Origin of the sequence: Shewanella sp. SW24, from assembly GCF_025653395.1 — a bacterium.
In the GTDB taxonomy this organism is placed as follows: domain Bacteria; phylum Pseudomonadota; class Gammaproteobacteria; order Enterobacterales; family Shewanellaceae; genus Shewanella; species Shewanella oncorhynchi.
In genome coordinates this window covers 26,241-45,197 of sequence record NZ_JAKKSH010000027.1, presented here as the reverse complement: position 1 = coordinate 45,197, position 18,957 = coordinate 26,241, and the positions used below count along the sequence as shown (strand labels likewise).

15 protein-coding genes are annotated in these 18,957 nt (G+C 47.9%); 3 read left to right on the top strand and 12 right to left on the bottom strand.

Annotated elements, in window-relative coordinates; genetic code table 11:
• Positions 1-154 precede the first annotated feature (154 nt).
• Positions 155-3,232, top strand: a complete 3,078-nt coding sequence (locus L5M17_RS18380) for a transglycosylase domain-containing protein (RefSeq protein ID WP_131523137.1) — start codon at positions 155-157, stop codon at positions 3,230-3,232.
• Positions 3,233-3,386: 154 nt separating this feature from the next.
• Here L5M17_RS18380 and L5M17_RS18375 read toward each other — a convergent pair whose 3' ends face one another.
• From L5M17_RS18375 to L5M17_RS18320, 12 genes are all read right to left on the bottom strand, one after another.
• Complete coding sequence (locus tag L5M17_RS18375) at positions 3,387-4,598, bottom strand: PQQ-dependent sugar dehydrogenase (RefSeq protein WP_263148766.1); 1,212 nt, start codon at positions 4,596-4,598, stop codon at positions 3,387-3,389.
• Positions 4,599-4,768: 170 nt separating this feature from the next.
• A complete protein-coding gene (locus L5M17_RS18370; protein WP_263148765.1) occupies positions 4,769-5,527 on the bottom strand; it encodes a sulfite exporter TauE/SafE family protein in 759 nt (252 codons plus the stop codon).
• A gap of 191 nt (positions 5,528-5,718) precedes the next feature.
• Positions 5,719-6,036, bottom strand: coding sequence for a cytoplasmic protein (locus L5M17_RS18365; RefSeq protein ID WP_263148764.1), 318 nt, complete (start codon positions 6,034-6,036; stop codon positions 5,719-5,721).
• A gap of 38 nt (positions 6,037-6,074) precedes the next feature.
• Positions 6,075-6,677 carry a DJ-1/PfpI family protein gene (locus L5M17_RS18360; RefSeq protein WP_263148763.1) on the bottom strand — a complete coding sequence of 201 codons (603 nt, stop codon included), beginning with the start codon at positions 6,675-6,677 and terminating at the stop codon, positions 6,075-6,077.
• A 364-nt stretch (positions 6,678-7,041) separates the two neighbouring features.
• Positions 7,042-7,698 carry a 3-oxoacid CoA-transferase subunit B gene (locus tag L5M17_RS18355; RefSeq protein ID WP_263148762.1) on the bottom strand — a complete coding sequence of 219 codons (657 nt, stop codon included), beginning with the start codon at positions 7,696-7,698 and terminating at the stop codon, positions 7,042-7,044.
• A gap of 127 nt (positions 7,699-7,825) precedes the next feature.
• Positions 7,826-8,530 (bottom strand): CoA transferase subunit A, encoded by a 705-nt coding sequence (locus L5M17_RS18350; protein WP_198573826.1) that lies wholly within the window; start codon positions 8,528-8,530, stop codon positions 7,826-7,828.
• 87 nt (positions 8,531-8,617) lie between these two features.
• The gene (locus L5M17_RS18345; protein ID WP_263148761.1) at positions 8,618-9,541 is read right to left on the bottom strand and encodes a hydroxymethylglutaryl-CoA lyase; all 924 of its coding nucleotides are present in this window, start codon (positions 9,539-9,541) and stop codon (positions 8,618-8,620) included.
• Position 9,542: 1 nt separating this feature from the next.
• On the bottom strand, positions 9,543-11,585 hold the full coding sequence (locus tag L5M17_RS18340) for an acetyl/propionyl/methylcrotonyl-CoA carboxylase subunit alpha (protein ID WP_263148760.1): 2,043 nt from the start codon (positions 11,583-11,585) through the stop codon (positions 9,543-9,545).
• Positions 11,585-12,463, bottom strand: a complete 879-nt coding sequence (locus L5M17_RS18335) for an enoyl-CoA hydratase-related protein (protein ID WP_263148759.1) — start codon at positions 12,461-12,463, stop codon at positions 11,585-11,587. Before L5M17_RS18335 ends, L5M17_RS18340 begins: the two co-directional genes overlap by 1 nt.
• Before the next feature lie 49 nt (positions 12,464-12,512).
• On the bottom strand, positions 12,513-14,120 hold the full coding sequence (locus L5M17_RS18330; RefSeq protein ID WP_263148758.1) for a carboxyl transferase domain-containing protein: 1,608 nt from the start codon (positions 14,118-14,120) through the stop codon (positions 12,513-12,515).
• Between the two features lie 116 nt (positions 14,121-14,236).
• Positions 14,237-15,406, bottom strand: a complete 1,170-nt coding sequence (locus tag L5M17_RS18325; RefSeq protein WP_263148757.1) for an isovaleryl-CoA dehydrogenase — start codon at positions 15,404-15,406, stop codon at positions 14,237-14,239.
• Between the two features lie 140 nt (positions 15,407-15,546).
• Positions 15,547-15,954, bottom strand: coding sequence for a MerR family transcriptional regulator (locus L5M17_RS18320; protein ID WP_006082318.1), 408 nt, complete (start codon positions 15,952-15,954; stop codon positions 15,547-15,549).
• A 291-nt stretch (positions 15,955-16,245) separates the two neighbouring features.
• Between L5M17_RS18320 and L5M17_RS18315 the strand changes: the two genes are divergently transcribed.
• Positions 16,246-18,204, top strand: a complete 1,959-nt coding sequence (locus L5M17_RS18315) for a propionyl-CoA synthetase (RefSeq protein ID WP_263148756.1) — start codon at positions 16,246-16,248, stop codon at positions 18,202-18,204.
• Positions 18,205-18,571: 367 nt separating this feature from the next.
• Positions 18,572-18,886: a quaternary ammonium compound efflux SMR transporter SugE gene (sugE, locus tag L5M17_RS18310; RefSeq protein ID WP_028761104.1), complete on the top strand. Its 315-nt coding sequence runs from the start codon at positions 18,572-18,574 to the stop codon at positions 18,884-18,886.
• Positions 18,887-18,957 lie beyond the last annotated feature (71 nt).

Sequence of the window (18,957 nt, the reverse complement as noted above, 5' to 3'; positions counted from 1 at the left end):
TACAGTGAAGTTAGGTTTGATAAAGTTGGGTACTAAGACTAATTAATAGAGCCGGATAATGGCTAGATGAGTTTGATATCTTGCTTGACTGAGTGGCAACGGATTTGCTGAGTTGCATGAAAGATGAATATTTTAGTGTTTTTTTGGAGCTGTTTTGCCTAATTCCACATCAGAGATGAAGTTCGAAAATTATCGTCCTCGTCCACCACAACCTGAGCCTAAAGCTAAGGTTAAGCCGCCGCGTAAAGCCAGATCAAAGGGCAGGGTCTGGTTCTTATTTTTTATTCTGATTTGCTGCGCTGCATTGCTGATTGGACTTGAGGTTAAAACTTCGTTTTACCAAGCAAAATTCATCAATCAATATGCTAAGACGCTCACCTATGAATTAGAAAGCTCACCGAGCCAAGCGGTTATTTATCCTAGTTATGGTCCTTTTGATGAGCGCCATGGCTACAGTAAGTTACCTCAGTATATTGATAGGTTATTGCAACGGAATTTTCAGGTAACGCAACAAGTGGCGTTTTCGCCAGCGTTGCAGGAATACGCTCAACTTGGATTTTTTCCGCCTTACCATGAAAAGGCTCAATCTGGGTTGACGCTGCTCGATTGCCGCAATACTGATTTATACGAATTTGCCTATCCTAAACGGGTTTATCAGGACGACGATAAGATCCCCAATGAAATCGTTAATACTTTACTGTTTATTGAAAACCGCGAGTTATGGACGACGGAAGAGAAACTCAATCCTGTGATCGACTGGCCACGTTTTGTGGTGGCAGGCATGAGCCAAATTGCTGAAATGGTTGGTATGAATGTCTCTACCGCGGGTGGCAGTACACTTGCGACTCAGATTGAGAAATTCCGCCATTCTTCCCAAGGTTTAACCTTGAGTATTAAAGATAAGTTACTGCAAATTGGCTCGGCCAGTGTGCGCGTGTACCAACAAGGTGAAAACACTGAACCTGCTCGTAAGCGCATCGTTCAAGATTACCTGAATACCGTTCCATTATCTTCGGCGCCAAATCATGGTGAAGTTCATGGTATTGGTGATGGACTGTGGGCGTGGTTTGGTACCGATTTCGATACTGCAAACAAGCTGTTAGCATCGCCGCAGATCAAAGGTAATGCCACCAAGCGCGGACAAGTATTCCGACAAGTGGTTGCCTTGATGATCGCCCAACGTCGTCCGTCTTACTATCTATTGCAAGGTCATGAAGATCTTGAAAACTTAGTCGATAGCCATATCCGTTTACTCGGCCAGTATTATTTGATTGATCGTGGCCTACGTGATGCTGCACTCGCGCAGAAATTGCAGTTTAAGGTCGCCAAGCCGCAGCGTAATACCCAATCTGGCGCAGATAAGGGCGTGAACACAGTTCGCATTCGCACCGCAGGCATGTTAAATGTGGGGCTGTATGATTTAGACAGGCTCGATTTGACGGTCAATAGTAGCTTACACAGTGACTTACAGCAGAAAGTCAGTCACTACTTACGCAGTCTGGCGCAAGTGCCTACCGCGGAGCAAGTGGGTCTGCTTGGCGAACGGTTACTCGACCCAAGTCAACTGCAAAACGTACTGTATAGCTTTACGCTTTATGAGCGCACTGATACCGCCAACCGAGTTAGAGTGCAGACGGATAGTACCGATCAGCCTTTTGATATTAACGAGGGCAGTAAGTTGGAATTGGGCTCAACCGCTAAATTGCGGGTGATGGCGACCTACTTAGAAATCATTGCCGAGATCCACGACAAGTATTCCAAGAAACATGGGATTGAATTGGAATCCATCATTATCGAACCAAGGGATCATTTAACACGTTGGGCGATTGATTACTTGATTTTGAATCCCGACAGACGTTTAGACCGCATGTTAGATGCGGCGTTACAGCGAGAATATTCGGCCTCAACTAGTGAACAGTTTTTTACCGGTGGTGGGTTGCATGTGTTTAATAACTTTAAAAAAACAGAAGATTTAAAAACGCCAACACTTTACCAAGCCCTGCAGGATTCGGTTAACTTGCCGTTTGTGCGCCTCATGCGCGATATCGTGAATTACAGCAGTAGTATGCAAAACGAGGGCAATATGGCCCAGTTGCTGCGTAATGATAAAGATCCGCGCCGTGACGAATATCTGCGGGTATTTGCTGATAGAGAAGGTAATACCTTCGTTACTAAGTTTTATCGCAAGTACAAAAAAGTGGCTGCGAATGAGCGTTTCGACATGTTTTTTGACGGTTTGTCCCAGTCGGAGCAGCAGTTGACGGCGGCGTATCGCTATTTACTGCCCGATGAACCTATGGCGGCATTTAAGGCTTTCTTGAAGCAAAGATTGCCGCAGGTAAGCTATACCGATGGTCGTATTAAGAGCTTATATAACAAGTACGGTCCGGATAAATATAATTTGCCAGATCAAGGCTATATCGCACGGGTGCATCCTTTGGAATTGTGGGTGCTGGATTATCTTAATCATAATCCTGATGCCAACTTGAACGATGTTAAGCAGGCGAGTGAAGCACAACGTCAAGAGGTTTACCGTTGGTTGTTTAGGACGCGGCATAAAAACGCTCGTGATGTTCGAGTGCAAGTGATGCTTGAAGTTGAAGCCTTCCTCGACATACATCAACGTTGGGCGCGTTTAGGTTATCCCTTTGATTCTATGGTGCCATCCTTAGGCTCAGCGCTGGGTAGCTCGGGTGACCGACCCGCAGCCTTAGCCGAGCTGATGGGCATTATTCAAAACGACGGCTATCGTTTGCCCACAGTGCGTATCAATCAGCTGCATTTCGCCGCAGATACGCCCTATGAAGTGAGATTACAGAATCAGAACACCCAAGGTGAGCGGGTAATGCGCCATGAAGTAGCACAAGCCTTAAAAGCGGCGCTGGCGAACGTAGTGCAAAACGGCACCGCACGTCGTTTAAAGGGCATTTTTACCGATGAAAAAGGTGGCATGTTAGCCATAGGCGGGAAAACCGGCACCGGTGATAACCGTATTGTGACTCAGATGCAGCAAGGTAAAAAAGTGGCGACTACGGCGATGAACCGCACCGCGACCTTCGTGTTTTATCTAGGTGACAAATACTTCGGTACTTTGACCGCCTTCGTGCCAGGCAGTAAATCCGATGATTTTAGTTTTACCTCGGCGCTGCCATTGCAGGTGATGAAGGGCATGATGCCTATTTTAGCTCCCTATGTACAAACCGAGCAGGGCATGTGTGTGGTGAACGAATAAAGGCATGAATTAATAAGTGCCACGCCAACGACAAAGAGTGTTCCTGATGAACACTTTTTGTCGTTTTAAGGCTTAAATTTTCTATCGATTGAGCTTATTGCTGTGGTTAAGGTGCTTTAGTTAAAGCGCTCTATTTAAAGTGCAGCGATTAAGATTACTGCGGCGATAACTGGTAAATTTTTGATTTAGCTTCATCGGTTACGAGATAAATCAGTCCATCTGGCCCTTGCACGACTGAGCGCAATCTTTGCCCTAATTCAGTTTTCAGTAGCCGCTCTTCTTTAATTATCTTGTCGCCATCAAGCACTAAACGCACCAGTGTTTTTCCCTTTAGGCTGGCGAGTAACAGATTATTTTGCCACTGTGGAAATTTATCACCTGTGTAAAACATAAAGCCCGCCGTGGCAATCGAGGGCACCCATTTGTAGACGGGTTGCTCCATTCCTGTCTTATGAGTGCCTTCGCCAATTTTGCCGCCGCCGTAATTCTCACCATAGGTAATCACAGGCCAGCCATAGTTTTTGCCCGCCTCATCAATATTGAGTTCATCGCCGCCCTGAGGTCCATGCTCGCCAGTCCACAAGACTTTGCTGATGGGATTAATCGCCGCGCCCTGCATATTGCGATGACCAATAGACCAGATCTCGGGTAAGGCGCCAGCCGTATTGGCGAAGGGGTTATCCTTAGGCACTGAGCCATCGGCATGAATACGCACCACTTTGCCTAAATGATTGTCCAATGTTTGGGCGCTATCTTTTTCGCTGTAGCGATCGCCGAGTGTGATAAACAGTGTGCCATCAGGCGCCCACACTAAACGAGATCCAAAATGGTGGCCGCTGTTGATTTTGGGTTGTTGACTAAAAACGCGGGTGAGATTTTCAAGCTTGTTACCATTGAGCGTGGCAAAACTGACCGCTGTGCTATTGAGCTCGCTTGCATCACCTTCAGCGGGTTCTGAATAACTGAAATAGATTTTTTTGCTGCTGGCAAAATCTGGCGCAAGCACGACATCAAGTAAACCACCTTGACCTTTGGCATACATCGGCGGTAAACCCGTTAAGGGTTCACCCACTTTGCCTGCCGTGCTGACAATGCGCATTCTGCCAGCGCGTTCAGTCACGAGCATACTGCCATCGGGTAAGAATGCCATACCCCAGACATTCTCTAACCCTTGGGCTATGGTTTTTACCTGAATATTACCCGTTTCCGTTTTGACGCTAATGGTTGCTGCGCTAGCGGTTTCGGTGTAAATAGCCGGTGAGCATGCAATAAGACACAGGGCAAGATTTAAGGTGCTTAGCTTCAAGGTCTTTGGCATTAATTTACTCAGTCTTAAGGTCCTCAGCTTCAAGGTCATCAGTTTCATCGCTATCCTTAATCACACTGTTCTCCTATAGGATGGATCAGAGTAACAAGTCAGTCACATAAGGGCAATTTATCGGTGAGACCTTGTATCGAAAACTCGCCTGTCCAGCTTTTATGAGTTTAAGCTTCACAAATCAAAAGCCTAACGTATGAAAACTAACGCATGAAAAACTAGCGCATGAAAAAGCCTAAAGCCATCGCTAAACCGACGATCACAATAAAGCCGCGTAGCAAGGGCTGTGAAATACGGTAGGCCAGCGCCGCCCCCACATAACCACCGACAATCGCCATAACGGCAAGCAGCAACAGATATTGCCCATCGATAACATTGCCCGCGGCATAAACCACAACGGCAATGGCGGTGAGCAGGGCTGAAATCAGATTTTTAAGTCCGTTCATCCCATGTAGATTGGTTTGCCCCATCAGGCCAAAACTTGCGAGTAGTATGATGCCTAAGCCACCATTAAAATAACCGCCATAGATACACACAGCCGACAGCATTATCAGTGCCGTTATCGGACTTAACATTGGCGTAGAGGTGTTTTCGCCTTGCTCTGCGATTCTTCGTTTGAGCAACCAAGGGCCAACAATAAAGGCCGCGGTGGCCAGTAGAATCAGCCAAGGGATCAGCTTTGCGAAGACTTGCTCGCTGGTGGTCAGCAAAATACCCGCGCCAATACTGCCGCCAATTAAAGCAATTAAGATCAGATTCTTAAGGCTAACACTCGCCGGATATTCGATATCCTTTCTAAAACGCCATGCGCTGGCGATATAACCAGGCAGCAGCGCGGCTGTCCCCGTGGCATTCGCCGCAATCGGTGGAACCCCGACAAACACTAACGCTAATAGGGTAATAAAACTGCCTCCACCGGCAACTGCATTGAGCATGCCGCCTAAAAAGCCCGCGAGTGCAATAATAAGCCAGTCCATAGATACCGCTCCTTTGGACAATGAGAGAGTTAAACAGAGCGCTCAAAATGTGTCTGTTATTATGAGTCAATCTAAGCACTCACCCTAACAGGATGATTTCGATATTGAAAGTCGCGTAATGATTCGTTACATATCGCCATTCGTGAAGGTGAAGATATAGGATGAGTGAGCAGGCTTTTACTTGCTTAGTGCTAGTGGACTTGATCCCAAATGCCTGACATAAAAATAACCGCAGCTATGGCTTCACTTTGCTCGGTAAAAACATCTTCTCCCCAGCAGTTTTGTCCACGTTCTTGGTAATAAACATGAAAGGTACTGAGCATAGGTGTTCGAATGCAATACCAACCATCGAAGGTATTCTTAGCAAAATTGACCCAATACTGCGCATCAGCAGTTTGGATTTGCTGAATGAGTAATTCATTTTGCGATAGCAAAGCCACAAGTTCATTCTGGGTGGTTATTTGATGCTCGGCTTTTATAGCCTCGAGAAGATTTTTAAGTTTTATCATGGGATCCTTTTCATTCATCGAGAGTATCTACATCACTTTTAACGAATGGCCGCGGAGATGGAGGATTGGATTAATGCTTCAAAAATATCTGTTTGCCCAGCAGGAATAAGCTGCCTGTGAATTTCGCGGCGTTTCGCACTGTCGAATAAGCACTCCGCAACCCAGCCGGTTAAATAGAGTGAGGACAAGCAGCCACCCGCAGTGGCAATATTGCCATTAATCACGAGGGCGCAGTCTTCTACATCGACGCCCATGGCAACTAGGGCAGGTTTTGCATCGGGGTGAGTCGTTGCTGAAAGATTGTCGAGTAGCCCTAATTTGGCAAAGAAGAATGACCCCGCGCAGATACTGCCAAGCAATTGTCGTGTGGGATCTAATTTAAGGGCGGATATAAACTCAGTATCAGCAAGTGCCGCAGGTACGCCTTTGTAACCACTGCTGAATAATACCACGTCGGCATCAGCGACTTCGGCCACATGACCATCGGTTGCAACCGTCATCCCCAAACTCGACCTGTGGCTAGGCTTTGTCCCGAGAACTTTTACTGTCCAATCGGTTTTTGTACGGCCGAGAATATCGCGCATTAAGAAGAAATCGATATCGGTAAATTCATCAAATATCACAATCGCAATCTGGTACATAAGCTTTCCTCTGGCTTTGTGCGGATAGTTTTTAGGTGTTATTTTGGCATTGTTTAATATATACAATTAGTTAGTGTTTTATAGGACTTAAGGTATTCGTTCCGCATCCTTATCACGAACTGCAATGAGCTATAGCCTACAATTTGGCGCGTATTATCGCTTTTTCAAGAGGTCATTTGCTCAAATCTAATGAGTTAATCAGGTAATTCATATCTAATGAATGAGTTGTGCAATTGACTAGGATTAGCTCTCAAGTCGCAGCGTTAACTAATTGCTAGATAAACAAAAAGCTCAGAATTATCTTCTGAGCTTTAATATATAAAACTTGAGCAGTGATGTTAAGAAGCAAAGCTAAACTGAACGCTTAAAACACCATTTCTGGTACATGCTCTGGCACGATTAACTTGCCAGCAGTTTTGCTGACGATTTCTTCGACGCTGACACCTGATGCGCGCTCGAGTAAATGGAATGCGCCATCTTTGATTTCGATAAAGGCTAAATCTGTGACAACGCGTTTAATGCAGCCATAACCTGTCAGTGGCAATTCGCATACGGGCAGTAGCTTAGAATTACCGTATTTATCGGCGTGCATCATAGTCACGATAATGTTTTCGGCGCCGGCGACTAAATCCATCGCGCCGCCCATGCCTTTGATGAGTTTGCCTGGGATCATCCACGAGGCGATAGAACCATTGACATCGACTTCAAAGGCGCCGAGTACGGTTAAATCCACATGGCCGCCACGGATCATGGCAAAGCTTTCCGCCGATGAGAAAAACGAGGCGCCTTTCACTGCGGTAACGGTTTGTTTGCCCGCATTGATTAAATCCGGATCTATGGTGTCTTCGGTGGGGAATTCGCCCATGCCGAGTAGACCATTTTCCGATTGCAACATGACTTCCATGCCTTCGGGAATGTAGTTGGCCACCAGTGTTGGAATGCCAATGCCGAGGTTAACGTAGTAGCCATCTTTTAATTCTTTGGCGACGCGCTGAGCTAGTTGTTCTCTTGATAATGCCATGATATCTATCCTTTCTATTTGGCTTTGACGCTTTGGTCTTTATTCTTAGGTTTTTACCCTTAGTTTTTACTTTAGGGAGCTAAGTGCCAATTGCGTTAACTGTGTTTCAAGGTTTTGCCAGCGCCTTTTATTTCGCGGCTTTTACCGTGCGCTGCTCGATACGTTTCTCGAACTTGCCTTGAATAACGCGGTCAACATAGATGCCCGGCGTGTGGATATGATCTGGGTCTAGCTCGCCCGGCTCAACAATAAACTCGGCTTCAACCACAGTGATTTTGCCCGCGGTCGCCATCATAGGGTTAAAGTTGGCGGCGGTTTTACGGAATACCAAATTACCCATGGTATCGGCTTTCCATGCACGCACTAAGGCAAAATCTGCGGTCAGCGACTCTTCTAATACGTAATGGCGACCTTTGATTTCGCGGGTTTCTTTGCCATCAGCGACTGGCGTGCCGTAGCCTGTAGCGGTGAAAAATGCCGGAATACCTGCGCCGCCTGCGCGGATCTTTTCCGCCAGCGTGCCTTGGGGCGTTAAAATCACGTTCAGTTCGCCAGAGAGCATTTGCTGTTCAAAGGTGGCATTTTCACCCACGTAAGAGGCGATCATAGTGGCGATTTGGCGATGTTTTAACAGTAAGCCAAGGCCGAAATCGTCAACGCCCGCGTTGTTTGATATCGCCGTTAAGCCGTTAACGCCCATCTTAACCATTTGATTGATTAAGCCTTCTGGAATGCCGCATAGGCCAAAGCCGCCGACCATAATGGTCATGTCGTTCGATAAGCCAGCTAACGCTTCTTCATAGCTGCTGACGACTTTATTGAGTCCTGCCATTGTGATGTCCTTTTATGCTTTAGAAAACGCGCGGGAAATAACGCGCGTTTTTAATAACGGTTGTTGGTGTCGTTAATGGTTTTTGTTTTATTTTGCTAACAGGGCTGTGGCCACTTTCGAACCGTTTTTACGATTCAACTGCGTGCTGATGGCTTGACCTGCTAACGCGAGTTTTTGTAAATCGATACCCGTTTCGAATCCCATGCCGTGCAGCATATACACTAAGTCTTCGGTGGCAAGATTGCCCGATGCGCCTTTGGCATAGGGGCAGCCGCCAAGACCCGCAACCGAGGAGTCAAACACCCGCACACCTAAGTCTAAGCAGGCCAAAATGTTGGCTAATGCTTGGCCATAGGTGTCGTGAAAGTGTAGCGCCAGTTTTTCGACTGGGACGCGCTCAGCCACTGTTTGCAGCATTCTACGGGCTTTTTGCGGCGTGCCTACACCAATAGTGTCGCCGAGCGATATTTCGTAGCAGCCCATTTTGTAAAGGATTTCAGACACACGGGCCACTTCACTGACCGCTATCTCACCTTCGTAGGGGCAGCCGAGCACACAAGACACATAACCGCGCACCGGAATATTGTGTTTTTTTGCTAATTCCATCAAAGGGATAAAGCGTTCAATCGACTCTTCTATCAAGCAGTTGATATTGCGCTGACTAAAGCTTTGTGAGGCGGCGCCAAATATTGCCACCTCACTCGCTTTTGCATCCAGTGCCAGTTCAAAGCCTTTGACGTTGGGTGTGAGCGCGCTATACACCACGCCGCTTTGACGCTGTATTTGCTTGAGCACATCGGCAGAATCAGCCATTTGTGGCACCCATTTAGGTGACACAAAGCTGCCGGCTTCGATACGCTTAAGCCCCGCACCTGCCAGCGATTCAATCAAGGCGATTTTAGCTGCCGTCGGCACTGCGACTTCGTTTTGCAGGCCGTCGCGTGCGCCCATCTCGAAGATATTGACCCTGTCTTTGGCGTTCGCTGCTTGGCTTAGATTGGCTAACGACATCTTAGGCTTCCTTGATCGCGGTTGGCTCGTCTGTCTCTAGCGGCTCAACGTTAAGCAAGGTTGCACCATCGGTGACCAGCTCGCCCGCCTTAAAGTAGAATTCAGTGACGATACCATCAAAGGGTGCTTCTATGGTGTATTCCATCTTCATGGCTTCCATCACTAGCAAACCTTGGCCCGCTTTCACTTGTGTGCCGACATCGACTAAATGGGTCACTACCGTACCGTTCATCGGTGCTTTTAACTTGTCAGCATTGCTGGCTTGTTCTTCGACCACGAGTGTTTGCACTGCTTTAAAGTGGTAACTGCCAGAGGATAAAAACAGCGTAAAGTCATCACCTTGGGCACTAACGGGCACTTTACTCTTATGGCCGTTGATTTCTGCGAGCAGTAAATCTTGTTTCAGCTCGCCATTTAGTAACCAATCTTGACCGTGCAGCGGTAGCTGATACATGCCGCCTAAATCGAGCATCACTAACTGCTGCAATTCATGGGCATCATCGAGCAGGGCAATATTGTGCTGACTGCAACTGTTGAGTCTAAATCCGCTGACTTGACCCCAAGGCGAGTAAGGATCGGCGCTGTTGACAGCTTGCGCTTTGGCGGCTTCTTTACGGGCAAGCACTTGATACAGCGCGGCAAAGGCAAGGGCAGTGTCAGCTTCGCTTGAAGCTGTGCCAATTAAGGTGTCGCCATAACGGCCAATAAAGTCAGTGCTAAAGTCGGCATTGGCAAACGCTGGGTGTTCGGCAATGTTCGCTAAAAACTCAATGTTGTGCTTAAGACCGCTGATTTGATACGACTCTAAGGCATGCACTAAACGTTGCAGGGCGCGCGGGCGCGATTCATCCCACACAATAAGCTTGGCAATCATAGGATCGTAGAAGTTACTGATCACATCATTTTCGCGAATACCCGAATCGATACGCACGTATTTGCTTTGCTCGGGTTCACGCAAAAAGTTGAGTTTACCGCTGGCGGGTAAAAACTCATTTTGTGGATCTTCGGCATAAATTCGCACTTCAAAAGAATGGCCGTGAATACGCACTTCATCTTGCTTAAGGGGCAGTGGCTGACCACTGGCGACCATCAATTGCCATTTCACTAAATCTTGGCCTGTGACCATCTCAGTCACTGGATGCTCAACCTGCAGACGGGTGTTCATCTCCATGAAATAGAAGCTATTGTCTGTGTCGAGCAGAAACTCCACAGTGCCTGCGCCAACATAATCGATGGCTTTGGCTGCCGCGACGGCCGCTTCACCCATTTGGGTGCGCAGTGCATCGCTTAAACCGGGCGCAGGCGCCTCTTCGACCACTTTTTGGTGGCGACGTTGAATCGAACAATCGCGATCCGATAAGTAAATCGCGTTGCCAAAGGTGTCGGCAAACACTTGCACTTCGACGTGGCGCGGCTGGCGTAAATAACGCTCCATCAATAACTTATCGTTACCAAAAGAAGAGGCCGCTTCACGGCGCGCCGAGTTAACGGCTTCCATGATTTCGCCTTTATTCTCGACGATACGCATGCCTTTACCGCCGCCGCCATAAGCCGCTTTAATCAGCATAGGGAAGCCGATTTTCAGAGCCTCCGCTTTTAAGGTCGCATCGGTTTGGTCATCGCCGTGATAACCCGGCACTAAGGGCACGTTTGCCGCAGTCATAATAGATTTGGCGGCGCTTTTGCTGCCCATGGCATCGATAGCATCACTGCCTGGGCCAACAAAGGCGATGCCAGCGGCTTCACATTTACGGGCAAAGTCGGCATTTTCAGACAAGAAACCGTAACCAGGGTGAATGGCTTGGGCGCCCGCTTTTTTGGCGATGTCGATAATCAAATCGCCCTTTAAATAGGAGTCTGCCGGCGCACTGCCGCCTAAGTAGAAGGATTCGTCGGCCATGGCGACATGGCGTGCTTCTTTATCGGCATCGGAATATAAGGCAACGGTGCGAACGCCCATGGCATGGGCAGTTTTGATGATGCGACAGGCGATTTCACCGCGGTTAGCAATCAATAGTTTGGTAAACATGTGCTTGGTCAACATCAAAGGGCTCCTTGGGTATCACTTGGCTTTTGCATGGGTTTGGAGGGCATTGAGTACGCTTGTTGCCAGTTAGGCTGACGTTTCTCAAAAAAGGCGTTTAAGCCCTCTTGGCCCTCGGTCGATACCCGAATGCGGGCGATACGCTCGCTAGTGTAATCAATGGTGTTTTGGTCTATCACGCCATCTTCAAGATGCGACAGTAGTGTTTTTACCCATGCCATGCCTTGCGGGCTATTGGCTAGCAACGCCTCAATCATCGGCTTTGCGGCGGCGTCTAAGTCATCGCTGATCTCATGAATGACATTAAGCTTTAATGCGGTTTCTGCACTAAAACGCTCGGCGGTCAGCATGTAGCGGCGCGATGCGCGGTTACCCATAGCGCGGGCAACATAAGGGCTAATTACTGCTGGAATTAATCCGAGTTTCACTTCGCTCAAGCAAAAGCTGGCGCGCGTCGTGGCGATAGCGATATCGCAGGCGCAAATCAGCCCCAGTGCGCCGCCAAAGGCTGCACCTTGCACTAATGCAATAGTGGGTTTTGGAAAGGTATCAAGATCCTGCATCAGTTTTGCTAAGGCTTTGGCATCATTTAGATTTTGCTCAAAGTCCATTTTGGCTTGCTTGCGCATCCAATTGAGATCGGCGCCGGCGCTGAAGTTTTTGCCGTTCGCTTTGAGTACCAGCACTTGGCATTGCTTGTGCTCAGCAAAATAGCTAAGCAAAGCAATCATCTCGCTAATCATCACTTCATCGAAGGCGTTGTGCACATCGCTGCGATCTAAAATAAGCTCGGCAACTCCGTTATTGAGTGCATGGCTCACGTGCTGTAAGTTGCTTAAATCCTTTGCGTCGCTAGCGCTGTTTAATGTGTCTGTCATTATTTTTTTCCTATCTTCTTGTGTGGCATATGTTTTTCACATGTGCCTTTTACATACGGAACACACCAAAGCGGGTGTCTTCGATAGGAGCATTTAATGCTGCCGATAGGGCAAGGCCGACCACATCGCGGGTTTGCGCCGGGTCAATAATGCCGTCATCCCATAAGCGGGCGCTGGCATGATACGGATGACCTTCTTTATCGTACTGGGCGACAATCGGCGCTTTAAAGGCTTTTTCATCCTCAAGTGACCATTCTTCACCTTTACGGGCTAAACCGTCGCGGCGTACTGTGGCGAGAACGCCTGCGGCTTGCTCTCCGCCCATCACAGAAATACGGGCATTAGGCCACATCCACATCATGGTCGGTTCGAACGCGCGGCCACACATGCCGTAGTTACCCGCGCCGTAGCTGCCGCCGATAATCACAGTGAATTTAGGTACATTGGCACAAGAAACCGCGGTCACCATCTTAGCGCCGTGTTTGGCTATGCCTTCGTGTTCGTACTTTTTACCCACCATAAAGCCAGTGATGTTTTGCAGGAACAGCAGCGGAATTTTGCGTTGGCAGCATAGCTCAATAAAGTGCGCGCCTTTTTGCGCCGACTCAGAGAACAGAATGCCGTTGTTAGCGACAATGCCGACGGGGTAGCCGTGAATACGGGCAAAACCGCATACTAAGGTTGCGCCATAGTTGGCTTTAAACTCATCAAAATCAGAATTATCGACGATACGGGCGATCACTTCTTTAACATCAAAGGGCTTTTTCAAGTCGGTGCCGACAATGCCGTACAGTTCGCTAATGTCGAACTTCGGTGGTTTGACAGGACTTAAGAGTGATTTGATTTCTTTTTGATGATTCAGGCGTGATACCGCGCGGCGGGCAAGCTCTAACGCGTGCTCATCGTTTTGGGCTAAATGATCGGCTACGCCGGAAATTTTAGTGTGCACTTCGGCGCCGCCGAGTTCTTCGGCGCTGACTTCTTCACCTGTGGCCGCTTTGACTAATGGCGGGCCGGCTAAGAAGATAGTGCCTTGATCTTTTACGATAATCGATTCATCCGCCATGGCCGGCACATAGGCGCCGCCTGCAGTACATAAGCCCATCACCACTGCAATTTGCGGTATGCCTTTAGCGGACATTTGCGCTTGATTGTAAAAGATGCGGCCGAAATGGTCGCGGTCGGGGAAGACTTCATCCTGGCGGGGCAGGTTAGCGCCGCCTGAGTCGACTAAATAGATACAAGGCAAGTGACAACGGCTGGCAATATCTTGGGCGCGTAGGTGTTTTTTAACGGTAATCGGGTAGTAAGTGCCGCCTTTAACTGTAGCGTCGTTGGCGATGATCATGCATTCGACACCACTCACACGGCCGATACCAGCGATAATGCCCGCTGCGGGCACTTCTTCGTCATAGACTTCAAACGCCGCAAATTGCGATAGCTCTAAAAAGGGCGAGCCCGCATCGAGCAGCTTTTCAACCCGTTGACGTGGCAATAATTTACCGCGGGATAAATGACGCTCTAGCGCCACAGGGCCGCCGCCGAGTTCGATTTTATTGAGTTTAGTTTTGAGATCGGCCACTAGGGCGGCCATATCGTCGGATTTTGCTTTAAATTCATCGCTACGGGCGTTGATACGACTGCTTATTTGCGTCACTTTGATTGTCCTTATAAAGCGGAAACTCGGTATCACCTTGCTCGAATGGGTGGCGCAAACTGTAAGTTACAGTGAGGTGCTACCCATTCACTTGTGAGAGATTATTTAAACTCGCGTTATTTCGACTCATTGAACAGTTCGCGGCCAATCAGCATGCGGCGAATTTCTGAGGTGCCGGCGCCGATTTCATACAGCTTGGCATCACGCAGTAAGCGGCCAGTGGCGTATTCGTTGACATAGCCATTGCCGCCCAGCAGTTGAATGGCATCCAGTGCCATTTTGGTGGCGAGTTCTGCACTATAAAGAATGGCGCCTGCGGCATCTTTACGGGTGGTTTCACCGCGATCGCAGGATTTTGCCACGTTATAGACATAGGATTTGGCGGCATTCATACCTGTGTACATGTCGGCTAACTTGCCTTGTACCAGTTGGAATTCACCAATCGATTTACCAAATTGCTCACGCTCGTGGATGTAAGGCACAACGATATCCATACAGGCATTCATGATCCCCAGCGGACCGCCAGACAGTACGACGCGCTCGTAATCGAGGCCGCTCATCAGCACTTTTACGCCGTTATTGAGGCCGCCTAAAATGTTTTCTTCTGGTACTTCTACATCTTCAAACACCAGTTCGCAGGTGTTAGAGCCGCGCATGCCGAGTTTGTCGAGCTTTTGCGCTTGGCTAAAACCTTTCGAATCACGTTCAACGATAAAGGCGGTAATACCGTGTGCGCCTTTGGTTAAGTTGGTTTTCGCGTAAATGACATAGGTGTGTGCATCTGGACCGTTGGTGATCCACATTTTGTTGCCGTTTAAGATGAATCGGTCGCCTTCTTTACGGGCATGCAGCTTCATCGAAACCACGTCAGAACCTGCGTTTGGCTCACTCATGGCCAGCGCGCCAATATGCTCACCGCTCACCAGTTTTGGCAGGTACTTGGCTTTTTGCGCGGCATTACCGTTACGGTTGATTTGATTGACACACAGGTTTGAGTGGGCGCCATAACTTAGGCCGATAGAAGCTGATGCACGGGAGATTTCTTCCATTGCAACGACGTGGGCTAGGTAGCCCATGTTCGCGCCGCCGAACTCTTCGGGTACAGTTACTCCGAGCAGTCCCATTCCTCCAAGCACAGGCCAAAGTTCATTGGGAAAGGCATTGTCGTGATCCACTTTCGCGGCAATTGGGGCGATTTCATTCGCGGCAAAATCCTGCACTGCATCGCGCAGCATATCGACGTCTTCGCCTAGGCCAAAATTTAGACTTGTGTAGAGAGAGTTCATTGCTTGTGTCCTTTCAGATGTTCTAATTTCAGATTGTTATAGTTTTTATGATTTTTAGGTGCTTGAGTCTTTTAAATCTTGTACTTAAATCCGTAGTCGTTATCGCCATCAAATTGATTTGATTTTGTGTCAACGGGGATTTAGGCTTTTGCCGTTTTGTTATCTTCTAAGGCTAAACGGCACTGCTGCTCGGCGGAATTGAGTTCCATCAATACGACTTTGATGTCGTCCATTTGCTGTTGTAGTGCGGACTTCTTTTCTTCCACTAGCGCCAGCATGGTATTGAGTTGTGAAGTGCTGCTCTTGTCGGCATCGTATAATTCGAACAAACGACGGGTTTCTGCCAAAGAAAAGCCCAAGCGTTTACCGCGAAGAATGAGCTTGAGACGCACCCTGTCTTTGAGGCTATAAATACGGGTTTGGCCGCGGCGTTTAGGTTTAAGCAAACCTTGGTCTTCGTAAAAACGAATACTACGAGTAGTGATATCAAACTCTTTTGAGAGATCACTGATCGAGTAAGTCGTTTGTGGTGTGTTCGTTGCGCTCATTCATGCACCCTAAATAATCAGTTTTAAGCAAGATATATGAAGTTTACGTAAAGGTAAAGATTTTGGCTTTTATTCTGTTGGCAAAAAAGTGTCAATCCCAATTGCCATAAGCCTGTGCAGCGAGATTAAAACGTATGCTTTAAATTAGTGTTCTCACATAAAACCACAAATATCTTCTGGTTATAGGCTAACGTCTAATAGTGGGCTTTAGACCTCCTTGCTAATAATAGAAGCAGGAAGGGGTAGTTATTGCGGCTGACGATGTGAGTCGCAGTCCTGATTGGAGGACATATGTTGACCGAACAGCAAAATGCATCTGTAGCGCAAGCCACAAATCAAAAACAGAACCAACAAAAACATCAAGCGTTGCACCAAGCATCCTTGCTTAATAAAGCCGAATTCTGGGGAGAAGCGGCGAAGACGCTCGATTGGATTAAACCGGCGCAAACGGTGCTCGATGAATCGCAGGCACCGTTTTATCACTGGTTCGTCGATGGTGAGATGAACACTTGTTATAACGCCGTTGACCGCCATGTGTTGGCTGGACGCGGTGACCAAGTGGCTATCCAGTATGTGAGTCCTGTTACTGATACTGAATACGGCATTAGCTACGGGGAGTTACAGGCTCAAGTGAGCCGACTCGCGGGCTTTATGCAATCTATTGGTATAGGGAAGGGCGACCGTGTGGTGATTTATATGCCTATGGTGCCGGAAACCGCCTTCGCTATGCTGGCCTGTGCCCGCATAGGTGCGATTCATTCTGTGGTTTTTGGTGGCTTTGCCGCCAATGAACTCGCGACTCGGATCAATGATGCTAAGCCTAAATTGGTCTTGTCGGCATCTTGCGGTATCGAACCCTCAGGTGTCATTCCTTATAAACCTCTGTTAGATAAAGCGTTAGCGCAGTCAGTGCATCAGGTTGATCACTGCCTAATTTTGAATCGTAGCCAGTATCAGGCCGATTTACTTGAGGGTCGTGACTTAGATTGGCAAGCCGCATTAGCAACTGCACCTAAGGCCGATTGTGTCGCCCTCAAGGCTACCGATCCCTTGTATGTGCTTTATACCTCAGGCACCACGGGGCAGCCTAAAGGTGTGGTACGCGATAATGGTGGCCATGCCGTGGCTCTGGCTTGGTCGATGCAGCATATTTACGATATTCAAGCGGGTGATGTGTTTTGGGCTGCGTCCGATGTGGGCTGGGTTGTGGGTCATTCTTACATTGTGTATGGGCCACTGCTGGTGGGCGCCACCACCTTAATGTATGAAGGCAAACCTGTGGGAACGCCAGATCCCGGCGCATTTTGGCGCACGATTGCCAAATATAAGGTCAAAAGCTTCTTCACCGCGCCGACGGCTATTCGCGCAATCAAGCGTGAAGATCCTGACGGTGAATATCTACAAGGTGTTGATTTAAATTGTCTTAAAAATGTGTTTTTGGCGGGGGAACGTTGCGATCCCGATACCTTAGTTTGGGCACACACTAAGCTCGCTAAACCTGTTATTGATCACTGGTGGCAAACCGAAACGGGCTGGCCTGTCGCGGCAAACTTGATGGGTACAGCACCGGTTACCATTAAACCGGGTTCGCCAGCTTTACCTGTGCCGGGTTATGCGGTTGAAGTACTGGATGAATTAGGTGAGCAAGTTGCGGCCAATACTTCGGGAAATGTAGTGATTAAATTGCCTCTACCGCCGGGGACATTGACGACACTGTGGAAAAATGATCAACGCTATCAAGATAGTTACTTGTCTATGTATCCGGGTTACTACTTAACTGGCGATGCGGGTTATACCGATGAAGACGGCTATCTCTACATTATGAGTCGTATCGATGACATCATAAATGTAGCGGGGCACAGGTTATCGACGGGACGCTTCGAAGAAGTGTTATGTCAACACCCTGATGTGGCCGAAGCCGCGGTAATTGGGGTCGATGATGTGCTTAAGGGCCAAGTTCCCCTCGGATTAGTGGTACTCAAGAAAGGCGTGACGATCAGTGATGAAGAGTTGCATAAACAGTTAATAACCCTGGTACGCCAAGAAATTGGTCCCGTCGCCTCCTTTAGGTTAGTGAGTGCGATTCAAAAATTACCTAAAACGCGCTCGGGTAAAATTTTACGCGGTACTATGCGAAAAATTGCCGATAATCAGCAATATACTGCGCCAGCGACCATAGAAGATCCACAGACCTTAGAGTTAGTGCGTACCGCGCTCACTCGCATGGGTTATGCCGATGCCTTAGTGTAAGAAATAGAGCGTAAAGGCTTTTATAGAAAGAGTGTAAAGGTCTTATAGAGAGTTGAAATATCAAGGCGATAGTAAACTGACTGGATCTGGCTGGACGATACTGTGACATCGCAAATAGAGAGTTGAAATATCAAGGCGATAGTAAACTGACCAAGCTTGCTATCGCCTTTTTGCGCATGGCATTTCTTATTTCGGCAAAATCAAAGATTGAAATTTTCACCTCAAATTTGCTAGTCTTGCATTCTCATCACGTACAGTTATCACGCACAGCTATATCACCTACAGTTTTACTGTAATCAAATGGCTTAGGGACGACCCTAAATACGCCTAATCTAACATGGGGACGACCCCTTTATGGGAGTTCACTATGAGTTGGTTTTTATTAGTTCTTGCGGGTTTATTTGAAATTGGTTGGGCTATAGGGCTTAAATATACCGACGGTTTTACGCGTTTGTGGCCAAGTATCTTTACAGTGGCGTCGATGGCAGTGAGTGTGTTGCTACTCGGACTCGCGGTTAAGCAACTGCCTATCGGTACTGCTTACGGTGTGTGGGTCGGTATTGGCGCCATGGGTACCGCAATTGCGGGAATTATCCTGTTAGGAGAAGGCGTTAGCTTACTGAAAATCGCCAGTTTGATACTGATATTACTGGGTGTTTTAGGGCTTAAACTTGCCCATTAATTGACGGTTCTATTAGGGTGTGTTGACGTTTCGAGATTAAATTTTGTTCGCTCTGGCAAGCTCGTGATCAC